Origin of the sequence: Nocardioides kongjuensis (genome assembly GCF_013409625.1) — a bacterium.
Lineage (GTDB): Bacteria > Actinomycetota > Actinomycetes > Propionibacteriales > Nocardioidaceae > Nocardioides > Nocardioides kongjuensis.
Window position 1 is genome coordinate 4550800 of record NZ_JACCBF010000001.1, and the last position, 12545, is coordinate 4563344.

Below are 12545 nucleotides of genomic sequence, written 5' to 3' on the forward strand. Positions count from 1 at the left end.
GCACCCTCAGGAGAGAAACACATGTCCAACGCAACCCTCGAACAACCTAGCAACGAGCGGCAGCGCCGCGGCCACACCAGCCTCCCCGTCATCGCGGCATCGAGCCTGGCCGGTACCGCCGTCGAGTGGTACGACTTCTTCCTCTACGGCACCGCCGCCGCCCTGGTCTTCCCGGCCCTCTTCTTCCCCGACTCCGATCCGCTGATGGGTACCGTGCTGGCGTTCGCCACCTATGCCGTCGGGTTCGTCGCCCGGCCCGTCGGCGCCGTCGTGCTGGGACACTACGGCGACCGACGCGGGCGCAGGGCCACGCTGGTGGCGAGCCTGCTGCTCATGGGCGTCGCCACGTTCCTCATCGCCCTCCTCCCGACGTACGGCGCCATCGGCATCGCGGCCCCGATCCTGTTGGTGCTCCTCCGCCTCGTGCAGGGCTTCGCGCTGGGAGGCGAGTGGGGTGGCGCCGTGCTCCTCGTCTCCGAGCACGGCGACTCCGCCCGCCGCGCCTTCTTCGCCTCCTGGCCCAACGTGGGCCCGCCGCTCGGCAACCTGATGGCCGCCGGCGTGCTGGCGATCCTCGGCGCAACGCTCTCCGACGACGCCTTCCAGTCCTGGGGCTGGCGCCTCGCGTTCGCGTTGTCGGCGCTGCTCGTCGTCATCGGCCTGGTCCTGCGCCTCTACGTCACCGAGACCCCGATGTTCGAGCAGGCCCAGCGCACGGCGGACAGCGCGCCCAGGGGCCTGCCGGCCGGTGTCGTCGTGCGGAAGCACTGGCGCACGGTGCTGCTCGCCGCTGCCACCCGTTTCGGCGAGAACGCCGGCTTCTACATCTACTCGTTGTTCGTCATCACCTACGTCACGAAGATGCTCGAGCTCGACAAGTCCGTCGCGCTGACCGCCGTGATGATCGGCCAAGGTGGGGCCGTGGTGGCGATCCCGCTGATCGCGATCCTCGCCGACCGCATCGGCCGGCGTCCGGTCTACCTGGTCGCGTCGGTCGCCACCATCGTGTGGGCCTTCGTCTTCTTCGCCCTGCTCGACTCGAGGAGCCCGGGCCTGACCATCGTCGCCGTGGCCGGAGGACTGCTCATCTTCGCGGCCTTCAGCGCGGTCATCGGCGCCTTCTTCTCCGAGCTGTTCCCGACCGAGGTCCGCTACTCCGGCGTCTCCCTCGCCTACAACCTCGCCTCGGTCCTCGCCGGCTCACTCGCCCCGATCGTCGCGATCTGGCTCTACGCGAGGTTCGACAGCGGCTACGCCATCGGCGCCTACCTCGCCGCCATGGGCGCGGTCTCCCTCGTCGCCTCGCTCATCGCCGAGGAGACCCGCGAGACCGACCTGACCACCGTCGGTCAGGGCTGACAGACAGACAGGTCCAGACGTCCTCGGCCCGGGCGTGACGCCCGACGCGCCGCGGGCGAGCGCGGGCCCCGGCCTCAGCCCAGCGGCGGCGTGCGCGGCGGCACCGTACGACGCTCGCCGGTCGCCTCGAAGGCGGCGGCGAGCTCGAGCAGCGCGGTGTCGTCGTACGCGCGGCCGGCGATGGTCAGGCCGACCGGCATGCCGGTGTCGGCCATGGTGCCCATCGGCACGGTGACCGTCGGGATGCCGAGGTGGCGGATGGCGAGGTTGCCGTTGGCGACCCAGACGCCGTTGCGCCAGCCGAGGTCGGCCGACGCCGGGTCGACGTCCATGTCGGCCGGCGCGACGTCGGCCATCGCCGGGAACACCACCGCGTCGAGGCCCAGGGCGTCCATCCACTCCTCGAGGTCGCGGCGGCGGGTCTCCTCGAGCCCGCGCACGCCCTCGGCCAGGTGGGGGATGTCGGTGAAGGCGGCGTACGGGTGCTCGCGCACCTGCGCGGGGTACGACGCGATGTCGTCGTCGAAGCCGGTGTAGCGGTCGGGGAGGGCGCCCTCCGGGGCGGGGAAGATCAGCGCGCCGTCGACGTCGGCGAGGGCGGACAGGTGCGGGTCGCCGTTCGCGGCGAGGAAGTCGTCCCAGGCCCAGGCCGAGAGGTCGGCGATCTCGTGCCGGAGGAAGTCGGGGGACACCAGGCCGCGGGTGCTGATCGTCGGGGCGCCGGCGCGGTCGCCCTCGTAGTTGGTCACGACCGGGAAGTCGACGTCGACCACCTCGGCGCCGGCGGCCTCGAGGTCGCGGCGGGCGGCCTCCCAGAGCGCGATCACGGAGGGACGGGTCTCGATCCGCTCGCCGGTCGGTCCGCCGATCGTCGTACCGGTGCCGGCCTCCGGGTCGGCGTTGACGTACATGCGCGGGACGCCGAGCCGCTTGCCGGCCAAGGATCCGCGCAGGTCGCGGTAGGAGGGCGGGCGCACGCTGGAGGACGCGGGGACCTGGACCCACGGTTGGGCGCGCCAGAAGTCACCGCGGGTGTCCGCGTCGTCGGCGACGATGACGTCGAGGAGCTCGAGCAGGTCGGCCATGGTGCGCGTGTGGGGTACGACGACGTCCATGGTCGGGACGAGCGGCCAGTTGCCGCGCACCGAGATCACGCCCCGCGAGGGCGTGTAGGCGCACAGGGCGTTGCAGGACGCCGGAGCACGGCCGCTCGACCAGGTCTCCTCACCCAGCCCGAACGCCGCGAACGACGCGGCGGTCGCGGTGCCCGACCCGTTGGACGAGCCCGAGCCGAACGCCGAGGTCAGCCACGCCTCGTTGTAGGGGCTCTCGGCGCGTCCGTGGACACCGCGCTGCATGCCGCCGTTGGCCATCGGCGGCATGTTGGTCAGGCCCAGGCAGATGGCGCCGGCGGCCCGCAGCCGCTCGATGGTGAACGCGTCGCGCTGGGCGACGAGGTCGGCGAAAGCGGGCGAGCCGGCCGCTGCGGTCAGGCCGCGGACGAGGTAGCTGTCCTTGGCCGTGTAGGGGATGCCGTCGAGGGGCCCGAGCGACTCGCCGCGTGCTCGCCGCGCGTCGGACGCGGCCGCCTCGGCGAGGGTGTCGGGGTTGCGCACGACGACGGCGTTCAGGGCGGTCGGCGTGCCGGGGGCGTCGTAGGCCGCGATCCGGGCCTCGTAGGCGCGCACCAGGTCCACGCTGGTCGTCTCGCCCGACTCGAGGGCGGCGCGCAGCTCGGCGATGCTCGCCTCGAAGACCTCGATCATCGCGTCGCGCCCTCGGTGCGGAGGGCCGGTTGCTGCTGGGTGATGCAGTGGATGCCGCCGCCCCGCTCGAAGATCGCCCGCGAGTCGACGGTGACCGCGCGGCGGCCGGGGTAGGCCTGCTCGAGGATCTCGCGCGCCACGGCGTCGGCCTTCTCCTCGCCGAACCCGCAGACCACGATGCCGTCGTTGACGACGAGGTGGTTGATGTAGCTCCAGTCGACGAAGCCCTCGTCGTCGGTGATGGTCTCCGGGGCGGGCACGTCGACGATCTCGAACGGGCGCCCGGCGGCGTCGGTCTGCTGGGCCAGGAAGGCGCGCAGCTCGCGGGTGACGGCGTGGTCGGGGTGGTCGGGGTCGGGCTGGTGGTGGACCAGGACCTGCCCGGGCGCCGGCATCCCGGCCACGATGTCGACGTGGCCGTTGGTGCCGAACTGCTCGTAGTCGCGGGACAGGCCGCGCGGCAGCCAGACGAAGTGCGTCGCGCCGAGGGTGCGCGCGAGCTCGGCCTCGACCCGCGCCCGGTCGGCGTACGGGTTGCGGCGGGGGTCGAGCTGCACGGTCTCGGTCAGCAGCACGGTCCCCGCGCCGTCGACGTGGATGCCGCCGCCCTCGTTGACGAGGAGTGAGCTGACCAGCTCGGCGCCGCTGGCCTCGGCGACGATCCGGGCCATTCCCGCCGACTTGCGCCACTGCGACCACTCGTGGTCGCCCCAGCCGTTGAAGATCCAGTCCACGGCACCGAGCACCTCGGGCCGGTCGGCGTCGAGCACGAAGGTCGGGCCGACGTCGCGCATCCAGAACTCGTCCAGCGGCGCCTCGAGGATCTCCACGTCCGAGCCCAGCAGGTCGCGGGCGCGGCCGGTCTCGCTCGGGTCGACGACCATCGTGACCGGCTCGAACGCGGCGATGCTGTGGGCGACCGCGCTCCAGGAGCGGTAGCACTCCTCGGCCGCCTGGGGGGTGTCGCCGAGCGTCGGCCCCGCGCAGGGGAAGGCCATCCAGGTGCGCTCGTGGGGAGCTGATTCAGCAGGCATGCGCCACGTCATGGATCGAAGGTACAACTAGTATCGACTAGTGACAAGTTCAATATTGTCGCGGACGGGTGCGCCGCGGCCGCGGCCGGGGACCGCTGACACGCCTCCTACGATGGGCGCCATGTCCTCCGCGTCGCTGGCCTCCAAGCGCGCCGCGACGCGTGCGCAGATCCTCGACGCCGCCGTCGCGACGATCCACGCCGAAGGCGTCGCCGGGGTCCGGATCGACGACGTCGCCGCGACGGCCGGTGTGTCCCCGGGGCTGATCTACTACCACTTCGCGAACCGGCAGGCCCTGGTCCGCGCCGGCCTCGCCGAGGCGCTGGACCGCTACGCGGCCGAGGCCGGACCGGCGGGCCGACGTGACCCGCTGGCCCACCTCGTCGACGAGCTGCAGCGACACATCGGCCTGCCGGACGGCGACGGCGCGGCCCGGGGGCGGGTCCGGAGCGCCGCGCTCGAGGCTGCGGTGTTCGACCCCGACCTGCTGCCTGCGGTCCAGCAGTCCACCGGGCGCTGGATGGCGGGCGTGGCCGACCTCGTCGACCTCGCCCGGGGCGGAGGTGGCGACCCTGTCGAGCGCGCGCGCGTGGCCGAGGTGCTCACGGCGCTCGCCGACGGGCTGCGCCAGCGCGTCCTGTCGGGCACGCTGCAGCCGGCCGAGGCCCGGCAGCTGGTCGCCGCCATGGTCCCGGTCGTGCTCGCCGGAGCGGCCGGAGCGCGGGGATGAGCCAGGCGACCGCCGAGACCAGCCGGACCCGGATCCTCGCGGCGACCTGCGAGGTCATCGGCGCCCAGGGCATCGCCTCGTTCGCCGTCAAGGACGTCGCGCGGGCGGCCGGGGTCACGACCCAGCTGCTCTACTACCACTTCCCCAACCGCGAGGCGCTCGTCGCCGCGGCGCTCGAGTACGCCAACGAGCGGGCTCCCTCGGTCAACCTGCTGCAGGGCGAGCCCGACGGCACGGGGTACGACGCGCTCCGGGCCGCTCTCCTCGCCGAGTTCGACGACGCGCCGGCGGTCCGCAGCCTCAACCTGCTGTGGAACGAGGTCGCCGCCTCCTCGGCGCAGCAGTCCGAGCTGCACCCGGCGCTCGAGCGGGTCACGACCGGGTGGGACCAGAAGATCGCCGTCGGCGTGCTGCGCGGCATGGTGGACGGCTCGCTGCGGACCGACCTCGAGCCGCACCTCGTCGCCCGGACGCTGACCTGTGCGGTGGAGGGACTGAGCCAGCGCTGGCTCGCCGGGATGATGACCACCGAGCAGGCGCGCGCCGCTCTCGACCTCCTCCTGTCCTCGCTCCGAGGGCAGGACGACGGGCGGGCCCTTGGCAGGATGGCGCCATGAGCACGACGATCGCCTTCCTCGGCTGCGGCTCGATGAGCGAGGCCATCATGGCCGGGCTCCTCGGGAGCGGCTTCCCGGCGGACCGGGTCCGCGCGACCGTCCGTACGACGACCCGCGCGACCTGGCTCGCCGACACCTACGGCGTGACCGCGACAGCCACGGACGGGACGGACGCCAACGCGCGTGCGGCGACCGGCGCCGGCCTGGTGGTGCTGGGGGTGAAGCCGGGGCTGGTCCGGGAGGTGGTGGCGGAGGTCGCGAGCGTGCTGGACCCCGCGGCGGTGGTGGTGAGCGTGGCCGGCGCCGTACCGCTGGCGAGCATCGAGGCGGCCCTGCCGGCGGGACAGCCGGTGGTGCGGTCGATGCCGAACACCCCCGCCCGGGTGGGTCACGGCGTCACGGCCCTCGCCGCCGGCGCCCATGCCCGGCCGTCCGACGTCCAGCAGGTCGCCGACCTGTTCGCCACCGTCGGCCTGGTGGTCGAGGTCGAGGAGGACCAGATCGACGCCGTCGGGACGGTGAGCGGGTCGGGACCGGCGTACGTGTTCTACCTGGCCGAGGCGATGGCCGAGGCGGGGGAGCGGTTGGGCCTGCCGGCCGACCTGGCCCGGACGCTCGCGGCGCACACCGTCGCCGGGGCGGGTCGGCTCCTCGACGACCCGGACGCCGACCCGGCCGCGCTGCGGCGTGCGGTCAGCAGCCCGAACGGCAGCACCGAGCGGGCGATCGCGGCGTTCGAAGCGCGCGGCATGCGCGACGTCGTGGCCGCGGGCACCGCGGCCGCGGAGGCGCGGGCGAAGGAGATCACCCGCGAGATCACGGGCTCCTGACGCTCCCGGGCAGGCACGTCACCGCCCGTGGTGGTGGGCCCGGCCGAGGCTCCGGGCCCCCACCACGTGGCCGCCGAGGTAGCCGGCGACGGCCGCGCCGAGCGCAGCGGTGACGTGCAGGGCGACCGGCAGGACCACGCCCCTGCGCCGGTGCTCCTCCTCGCGGACCGACGCCATGGCCGTGGTCCAGTACTCCACGGCCGGGTCGCTCGTGCCGGCGCTCATCGCGGGTCCGTCGCTTCGTTGTCGTCACGGCCGAGGAACAAGCCGAGCCCGATCATGCCGAGGCCGAGGACGAGGTGCAGCCAGTTGTCCGCCTTGTCGAGCGGCACGACGTTCGCGTCCTCGTGGCGGTCGACCAGGAGTCCGTAGATCGTCAGGAGCAGGTAGACGGCGCCGCCGCCGATCAGGAACGCGCGGGCGCCGGTCCAGCTGGTCGCCAGCAGGAAGCCGGCGACGCCGAAGGCCAGGTGCACGATGTTGTGCAGGACCGAGACGGCGAAGAGGTCCAGGAGCTGGGCGCCCGACTCGTGGCCGGCGAAGGTGATCTCGTCGTAGCGCGTGGTGATGCCCGGCACGAAGCCGAGGATGCCGACGAGGACGAACGTGCCCGCAACCACGGCGGCTGCTTTCTGGCTGAGCGTCGTCATCGCCGTGGGAGCGAGCGAGGTGTTCATGGCCGGGTGGTACCCCGAGCCTGTGGTGCGAGACGTCAGGCCGCGTAGTCGCCCGCGAGCACGATCGCCTGTTCCTCGAGCAGGTGGTACTCGGCTCGGGTGATGGTGGTGGTGCCGCTGCCGGTGACGAGGCGGTGGAGGCCGTGGGGTGTGCCCCAGACCCATTTGTCGGGTCCGAGCTGCAGGACGGTGTAGCCGAGGTGGGTCTTGGCTCGGTGGTGATGGCGCGACAGTGGGGTGTCGTTGTGGTCGCCGGTCTGGCCGGGTGGGCCGTTCTTGTCGTAGGGCGTGGTGTGGTCGTGGTCGGGTGCCCGGCCGTGCCGGGTGAAGAGGCCGGTGGCGTGGGGGAACACGTCTCCGATGGTGCGGAGCTCGGTGCGCTTCTTGACGTCGGTGGGGTGTTCGTAGCCGTTGACCGACCTGCCGGTGTGGAGGTCGATGACGGGGGTGAGGGTGGCGTGGGCGTGGCGGCGGAGCAGGTCGCGGACCTGGTCGAGGAGCCGCGGGCCGAGCCCTTCGACGCGGGCCAAGGGGCCGAGGGTGCCGTCGGACTGCTGGGCGACGTGGACGACGATCTCCGCGGCCGGAGCGCTACTGGGCTCGGGATCCGCTTCGACGCCATGGAGGAACGCGAGGACGGCGGCGGGGTCGGCGAGCATCGCGAAGGCCTCGGCCCGCCAGTGGTCCATCCCCAGCGGCTCCTCGCCCTCAGCGGGCGGTGCGGCGTGTTCGGCCAGCGCGGTGGCGAGGTGCTCGACCATGGCCGCGTGCTCGATCGCGTCGGCCTCGTCGAGACGGGCGAACACCGTGCCCAGACCAGCGGTGTTCTCGGTCTCCTCGACCTGCGCCCCGGGGCGGGGTTTCGGGTACCAGACGCCCTTGCCCCTGCGGTTGTCGCTGATCCGCTTCGCGTGGGCGGCCGGGTCGGCCTCGATGATCTTCGCTTCGGCGATCGCGAGGATCCGTGCGGGTGCCTCGTCCAACGCGGCGGCGACCGCGTCGTCGACGATCCGGGCCTGGTGGCGGTCGAGCTTGCGGGACCAGCGGGCGACCTTGCGGACCACCCACATCTCGCAGCGTCCGGCCTTCACGCCGGCCCACACGGCAGGGAGGCGGTGGCGCAGGTCGAACGCATCAGCCAGGGCGTTGCGGGTGGTCAGCACGCCCTCGTGGCGGGCGATCGCGATCTCGACCAACGCCAGGTCCTGGACCTCCGGCGTCCCGTCCCCACCGAGGATGATCAACCGCGGACCGCCGAACCTGACGGGCACGGCGCCGGGCTCGGCTTGCGGGTCACCCGAATGCAGGTCGGCCCAGGCGAGCAGCAACTCCAGCTTGTCGACCTCGACCTGACGGGCCACGCGGACGCGCCCCTCGGCCGCGTGGAGCAGCTGCTCCGGCGTGGCTTCCGAGAGGTCCGAGATCATGGCTTGATTCTATCGCACACATGTTCGAACAGCCAGTGTCGTGCGGCGAGTTTCGCCTTGTTTCTAGCGTGTTTTCGAGGTTGGTCGGGTGGTCTCGTCACGGTCGCTGTGCGACCTCCTCGACCTCCGGGAACGCGGGCCGACCGTGCGACCCGGCCATCTATGCCCCTTCCTCGTCGCTGCCTTTCGGAACGGTGCCGGCCAACCAGCTGAAGCGCGCGGACAGTTCCGGCAGTAGGGCCGGTGGTCTCGCGACAGTCGCTGTGCGACCTCCTCGACCTCCGGGAACGCGGGCCGACCGCGCGACCCGGCCACCGGTGAGCCTCACACCTCGACGGGAGGTCACAGCCCCAGGTCGCGCCCGATCAACATCTTCATGATCTCGTTCGACCCCGCCCAGATCTTGGTGACCCGCGCATCCCGCCAGGCCCGCGCGACCCGGTACTCGTTCATGAACCCGTACCCGCCGTGCAGCTGCACGCAGTGGTCGAGGATGTCGTTCTGGACCTGGGCGGTCCACCACTTGGCCTTGGCGGCCTCGATCGGGGAGAGCCGGCCGTGGGCGTGGGCGAGGATGCACTGGTCCACGAAGGCCTGGGTGACGTCGGCCTTGGTGACGAGCTCGGCGAGCAGGAATTGATTGTGCTGGAAGCTGCCGATCGGCTGCCCGAACGCGGTTCGCTCGCGGGCGTAGGCGATGGTCTCGTCGAGGATCTGGCGCGCGTGCGCGAGGTTGCCGACGGCGGCACCGAGGCGCTCCTGCGGGAGCTGCTGCATCATCAGCGGGAAGCCGTTGTCGATCTCGCCGATCACGTCGGCCTCGCTGACGACGACGTCCTCGAGGAACAGCTCGGCGGTGTCGGACTCGGCCTGGCCGACCTTGTCGAGCTTGCGGCCGCGGGAGAACCCGGGCGTGTCCGTGCGGACGCCGAACAGCGTGATTCCGCGCGCCCGCTTGCCGGGTGAGGTCGAGGCGGCCACGACGACGAGGTCGGCGGAGTAGCCGTTGGTGATGAACGTCTTCGAGCCGTTGAGGACGAAGCTGTCGCCGTCGCGCACGGCGGTGGTGCGGAGCGCGGCGAGGTCGGATCCGCCGCCGGGCTCGGTCATGCCGATCGCGGTCAGCAGGTCGCCGGAGCAGACACCGGGCAGCCAGCGTTCGCGCTGCTCCTCGGTCGTCAGGTGCACGAGGTACGGCGCCACGATGTCGGCGTGGATGCCCCAGCAGCTGGCGAGTGCCATGGTGACCTTGGCCAGCTCCTCGGTGAGCACCGCGTTGAACCGGTAGTCGGGCTCGCCCTCGAGCTCGCCGCCGTACTCCGCCGGCACCTCCAGGCCGAGCAGGCCCTGCTTGCCGGCCTCGGTCCAGAACGTGCGGGGGAGCGCCTTGTCGGCGGCGAACTCGCCGACGTACGGGCGGACCCGGCGGTCGAGGAACTCCCGGACCGAGTCGCGGAAGGCCTCGTGGTCGGGGCCGAACAAGGTGCGCATCCGGGTGTGCCTCCAGGGGTCAGTGCTTGATGGAGCCCCCGTCGACGACGAGGGTCTGGCCGGTCACGAAGGACGCGCCGGGGGAGAGAAAGAAGCGGACCGGCTCGACGAGGTCGGCGGTGGTCGCGGCACGCTTGATGGCGCGGGAGGCGATGTTGGCCGCCTCGGTGGAGGCGATGATCTCGGACATCGGGGTGACGACGAGACCGGGGGCGACCACGTTCACGGTGATCCCGCGCTCGCCCAGCTCCTCGCAGATGCTGCGGGCGAAGCCGATCACGCCCGCCTTCGAGGCTGCGTACGCCGCCGCGCCGCCCGGACCCTTGAACGCCGTACCCGAGGAGAAGAGCACGACCCGACCGTGGTCGGCGAGGGTGGGGGACAGGGCCTGGACCAGGTTGATGGTGCCCTCGAGGTTGACCCGTACGACCCGCTGCCACTCGGTCGGTGTCATCTCGGCGAGCCCGCCGAACGCGGCGACACCGGCGCAGTGGACGAGCGCGTCGAGGCGCGAGACTCCGAGCGCGGCCAGTGCCGCGCCGACCGCGGCGCCGACGCCGGGGTCGGTGACGTCGGCGCACACCCCGTCCGGGCGCACCTCCGCCCGGTCCAGCACGACGACCCGCCAGTCCGGCTCCAGTGCAGCCGCGACCGCGCGACCGATCCCCGAGGCGCCCCCGGTGACGAGGACGACCGGGCGCGGGGTGGTCACCGGATCCGGCTCCGCATGAGCTTCTGCAGGCCGAGGATCGCGTAGTCGAGGGCCATCGACATGATGCCCATGGCGAGCAGGACGGCGAACGACTCGGCGACCTGGAAGTTGTTGGTGGTGACGACCAAGCGCTGGCCGAGACCCTCGTAGGCGCCGACCATCTCGGAGACGACGGCACCGAGGACGGAGTAGACGGCACCGAGGCGGAGCGATCCGACGATGCTGGGCAGCGCGTGCGGCAGCTCGACCTTGAAGAAGCGCTGGCGGGCGTTCATCGACAGTGACTGGGTGAGCAGGCTGACGTCGTGGTCGATGCTCTTGAGCGCGGCCATCGTGGTGGTCATCAGCAGGAAGAAGACGACGCTCGCGGCGACCAGCGCCTTCGGTGTGAAGCCGAGGCCGAACCAGAGGATGAAGATCGGCGCCAGGGCGGGGCGCGGGAGGCTGTTCATCAGCGTGAGGTACGGCGCCGCGGCGCGGTCGAGCACCTCGGAGCGGGAGAACACCAGCCCGGCCAGGATGCCGGCGACACCACCGGCGAGCAGGCCGGCCATCGCGCCGCTGAAGGTGGCGCGCAGGTCGACCCAGAACACCGAGTCGGTCAGCTGGTGCCGGAAGGCGTCGAACACCTCGCGCGGGGTGGAGATGAGGAGCGGGTCGACCCAGCCGCGTGTCGTGGCCTGCTGCCAGAGCAGGTAGATCGCGACGAGGAACCCGAGGCGCAGGACCCAGACGAGGGTGTTGGTACGACGGCGGGCCCGGCGCCGCTCGGCGAAGATCGCCCTGTCGTCGGCCGCGGCCGGACGGGTGCGCTGGACCGGTGCGGAGGTCACGGCGTTCTCGGTCATGGGGTCAGGCTCCTCGGGACGGGGATCAGGCATCGACCGGCTGGCGGACCAGGTCGATGTCGGCCGGGGTGGAGGTCAGCGGGCCGCCGGCGACGGGCAGCACCGCGCCGGTGATGTAGCTCGCGGCGTCGGAGCACAGGAACAGGCAGGCGCCGGCGATCTCCTCGGGGCGGCCAACCCGTCCGATCGCGACGTACCGCTCGACCCGCTGGAGGATGTCGCCCTCGGCGGCGAAGCGGGACGACTCGGTGAGGATCGCGCCGGGCTCGATGCAGTTGACCCGGATGCCGCGGTCGGCCCACTCCCAGGCCATGGTCCGGGTCAGCGAGGCAAGCCCGGCCTTGGCGGCGGCGTAGGCGCCGCGCAGCGGGTGGGCGTGGTTGGCCGACACCGAGCCGACGTTGACGACGACGCCGCTGCCCTGCTGCTCGAAGGTCGGCAGGCACGCAGTCGCGCAGTGGAAGGCGCCGCTGAGGTTGGCCTCGATGGTCGCGTTCCAGGCGTTGGGGGAGAGGGTCTCGAGGCGGGCGCCGAAGTTGCCGCCGGCGTTGTTGACGAGCACGTCGATGCGCCCGTACGCCGTCAGCGCGGCGTCGCGGATCGCCTCGGCCGTCTCGCGGGTGCGGATGTTGCCGGTCACCCAGACCGCCTCGATGCCACGCTCGGCGAGCTTGCGGGCGAGCGACTCGAGCGCGTCCTCGCGTCGTCCGTGGAGGACGAGCCGCGCGCCGGCGTCGCCGAAGGCGTCCGCGACGGCCGAGCCGATGCCGCCGGAGGCACCGGTCACGATGACCACCTGGCCGGCGAAGTCGAAGCTCGCCCGGCCGGTGGGCAGGGGCTGCTGTGCGGATGTCATGGTTGCAGCGTGGTGCGCGTCACGTCCGGGTGCAACGCGTCGTCCCCTATCGCCCCGATAGCCCGGGTGGCCGCCGATTTCCTTGACTCGCCGCAGGCCAGGAACCACGATCGAACAACCCGGCCGAGTGAGCCGCCTCACACGGTGAAGCCCTCGGGATCTCAAGGCGCGAACCCCTTGGTCGCGGCCTGCTCCGGG

At 72.4% G+C, this 12545-nt stretch carries 13 protein-coding genes; 4 read left to right on the plus strand and 9 right to left on the minus strand.

The features are described from left to right. Positions 1 to 21: 21 nt before the first annotated feature. Positions 22 to 1359, plus strand: a complete 1338-nt coding sequence (locus BJ958_RS21810) for an MFS transporter (protein ID WP_179728938.1) — start codon at positions 22 to 24, stop codon at positions 1357 to 1359. Positions 1360 to 1433: 74 nt separating this feature from the next. Here BJ958_RS21810 and BJ958_RS21815 read toward each other — a convergent pair whose 3' ends face one another. Together BJ958_RS21815 and BJ958_RS21820 are read right to left on the minus strand one after the other, a co-directional pair. Then, positions 1434 to 3125 (minus strand): amidase, encoded by a 1692-nt coding sequence (locus tag BJ958_RS21815; protein ID WP_179728939.1) that lies wholly within the window; start codon positions 3123 to 3125, stop codon positions 1434 to 1436. Then, positions 3122 to 4171, minus strand: a complete 1050-nt coding sequence (locus tag BJ958_RS21820) for an agmatine deiminase family protein (RefSeq protein WP_179728940.1) — start codon at positions 4169 to 4171, stop codon at positions 3122 to 3124. The genes BJ958_RS21815 and BJ958_RS21820 overlap by 4 nt, the downstream gene beginning before the upstream one ends. A 109-nt stretch (positions 4172 to 4280) precedes the next feature. Between BJ958_RS21820 and BJ958_RS21825 the strand changes: the two genes are divergently transcribed. The 3 genes from BJ958_RS21825 to proC are packed head-to-tail and all read left to right on the plus strand — an operon-like array spanning position 4281 to position 6336. Next, positions 4281 to 4889 carry a TetR/AcrR family transcriptional regulator gene (locus tag BJ958_RS21825; RefSeq protein ID WP_179728941.1) on the plus strand — a complete coding sequence of 203 codons (609 nt, stop codon included), beginning with the start codon at positions 4281 to 4283 and terminating at the stop codon, positions 4887 to 4889. Next, positions 4886 to 5506 (plus strand): TetR/AcrR family transcriptional regulator, encoded by a 621-nt coding sequence (locus BJ958_RS21830; RefSeq protein WP_179728942.1) that lies wholly within the window; start codon positions 4886 to 4888, stop codon positions 5504 to 5506. Before BJ958_RS21825 ends, BJ958_RS21830 begins: the two co-directional genes overlap by 4 nt. After that, a complete protein-coding gene (gene proC / locus BJ958_RS21835) occupies positions 5503 to 6336 on the plus strand; it encodes a pyrroline-5-carboxylate reductase (protein ID WP_179728943.1) in 834 nt (277 codons plus the stop codon). Before BJ958_RS21830 ends, proC begins: the two co-directional genes overlap by 4 nt. Positions 6337 to 6354: 18 nt before the next feature. On the opposite strand, the gene BJ958_RS21840 is transcribed toward proC, so the two are convergent. The 7 genes from BJ958_RS21840 to BJ958_RS21870 all read right to left on the minus strand — a co-directional run bounded on the left by BJ958_RS21840 (position 6355) and on the right by BJ958_RS21870 (position 12347). After that, positions 6355 to 6561, minus strand: a complete 207-nt coding sequence (locus BJ958_RS21840) for a hypothetical protein (RefSeq protein ID WP_179728944.1) — start codon at positions 6559 to 6561, stop codon at positions 6355 to 6357. Beyond that, positions 6558 to 7013, minus strand: coding sequence for a DUF4383 domain-containing protein (locus BJ958_RS21845; RefSeq protein ID WP_246319086.1), 456 nt, complete (start codon positions 7011 to 7013; stop codon positions 6558 to 6560). Before BJ958_RS21845 ends, BJ958_RS21840 begins: the two co-directional genes overlap by 4 nt. A gap of 35 nt (positions 7014 to 7048) precedes the next feature. Continuing rightward, entirely contained in the window at positions 7049 to 8440 is a 1392-nt protein-coding gene (locus BJ958_RS21850) for a 13E12 repeat family protein (protein ID WP_179728945.1), read from the minus strand. Between the two features lie 342 nt (positions 8441 to 8782). Next, positions 8783 to 9931 (minus strand): acyl-CoA dehydrogenase family protein, encoded by a 1149-nt coding sequence (locus BJ958_RS21855; RefSeq protein ID WP_179728946.1) that lies wholly within the window; start codon positions 9929 to 9931, stop codon positions 8783 to 8785. 19 nt (positions 9932 to 9950) lie between these two features. After that, positions 9951 to 10643 (minus strand): SDR family oxidoreductase, encoded by a 693-nt coding sequence (locus BJ958_RS21860; protein ID WP_179728947.1) that lies wholly within the window; start codon positions 10641 to 10643, stop codon positions 9951 to 9953. Further along, positions 10640 to 11491: an ABC transporter permease gene (locus BJ958_RS21865; RefSeq protein ID WP_179728948.1), complete on the minus strand. Its 852-nt coding sequence runs from the start codon at positions 11489 to 11491 to the stop codon at positions 10640 to 10642. Before BJ958_RS21865 ends, BJ958_RS21860 begins: the two co-directional genes overlap by 4 nt. 25 nt (positions 11492 to 11516) lie before the next feature. Further along, positions 11517 to 12347 (minus strand): SDR family NAD(P)-dependent oxidoreductase, encoded by an 831-nt coding sequence (locus tag BJ958_RS21870; protein ID WP_179728949.1) that lies wholly within the window; start codon positions 12345 to 12347, stop codon positions 11517 to 11519. Between the last annotated feature and the right edge of the window lie 198 nt (positions 12348 to 12545).

What these genes read in the sequence shown, in the direction of transcription:
- BJ958_RS21815 (WP_179728939.1), bottom strand. Translation starts at nt 3,125, where the DNA reads ATGATCGAGGTCTTCGAGGCGAGCATCGCCGAGCTGCGCGCCGCCCTC.
- BJ958_RS21810 (WP_179728938.1), top strand. Translation starts at nt 22, where the DNA reads ATGTCCAACGCAACCCTCGAACAACCTAGCAACGAGCGGCAGCGCCGC.
- BJ958_RS21825 (WP_179728941.1), top strand. Translation starts at nt 4,281, where the DNA reads ATGTCCTCCGCGTCGCTGGCCTCCAAGCGCGCCGCGACGCGTGCGCAG.
- BJ958_RS21830 (WP_179728942.1), top strand. Translation starts at nt 4,886, where the DNA reads ATGAGCCAGGCGACCGCCGAGACCAGCCGGACCCGGATCCTCGCGGCG.
- BJ958_RS21865 (WP_179728948.1), bottom strand. Translation starts at nt 11,491, where the DNA reads ATGACCGAGAACGCCGTGACCTCCGCACCGGTCCAGCGCACCCGTCCG.
- proC (WP_179728943.1), top strand. Translation starts at nt 5,503, where the DNA reads ATGAGCACGACGATCGCCTTCCTCGGCTGCGGCTCGATGAGCGAGGCC.
- BJ958_RS21855 (WP_179728946.1), bottom strand. Translation starts at nt 9,931, where the DNA reads ATGCGCACCTTGTTCGGCCCCGACCACGAGGCCTTCCGCGACTCGGTC.
- BJ958_RS21820 (WP_179728940.1), bottom strand. Translation starts at nt 4,171, where the DNA reads ATGACGTGGCGCATGCCTGCTGAATCAGCTCCCCACGAGCGCACCTGG.
- BJ958_RS21870 (WP_179728949.1), bottom strand. Translation starts at nt 12,347, where the DNA reads ATGACATCCGCACAGCAGCCCCTGCCCACCGGCCGGGCGAGCTTCGAC.
- BJ958_RS21850 (WP_179728945.1), bottom strand. Translation starts at nt 8,440, where the DNA reads ATGATCTCGGACCTCTCGGAAGCCACGCCGGAGCAGCTGCTCCACGCG.
- BJ958_RS21845 (WP_246319086.1), bottom strand. Translation starts at nt 7,013, where the DNA reads ATGAACACCTCGCTCGCTCCCACGGCGATGACGACGCTCAGCCAGAAA.
- BJ958_RS21840 (WP_179728944.1), bottom strand. Translation starts at nt 6,561, where the DNA reads ATGAGCGCCGGCACGAGCGACCCGGCCGTGGAGTACTGGACCACGGCC.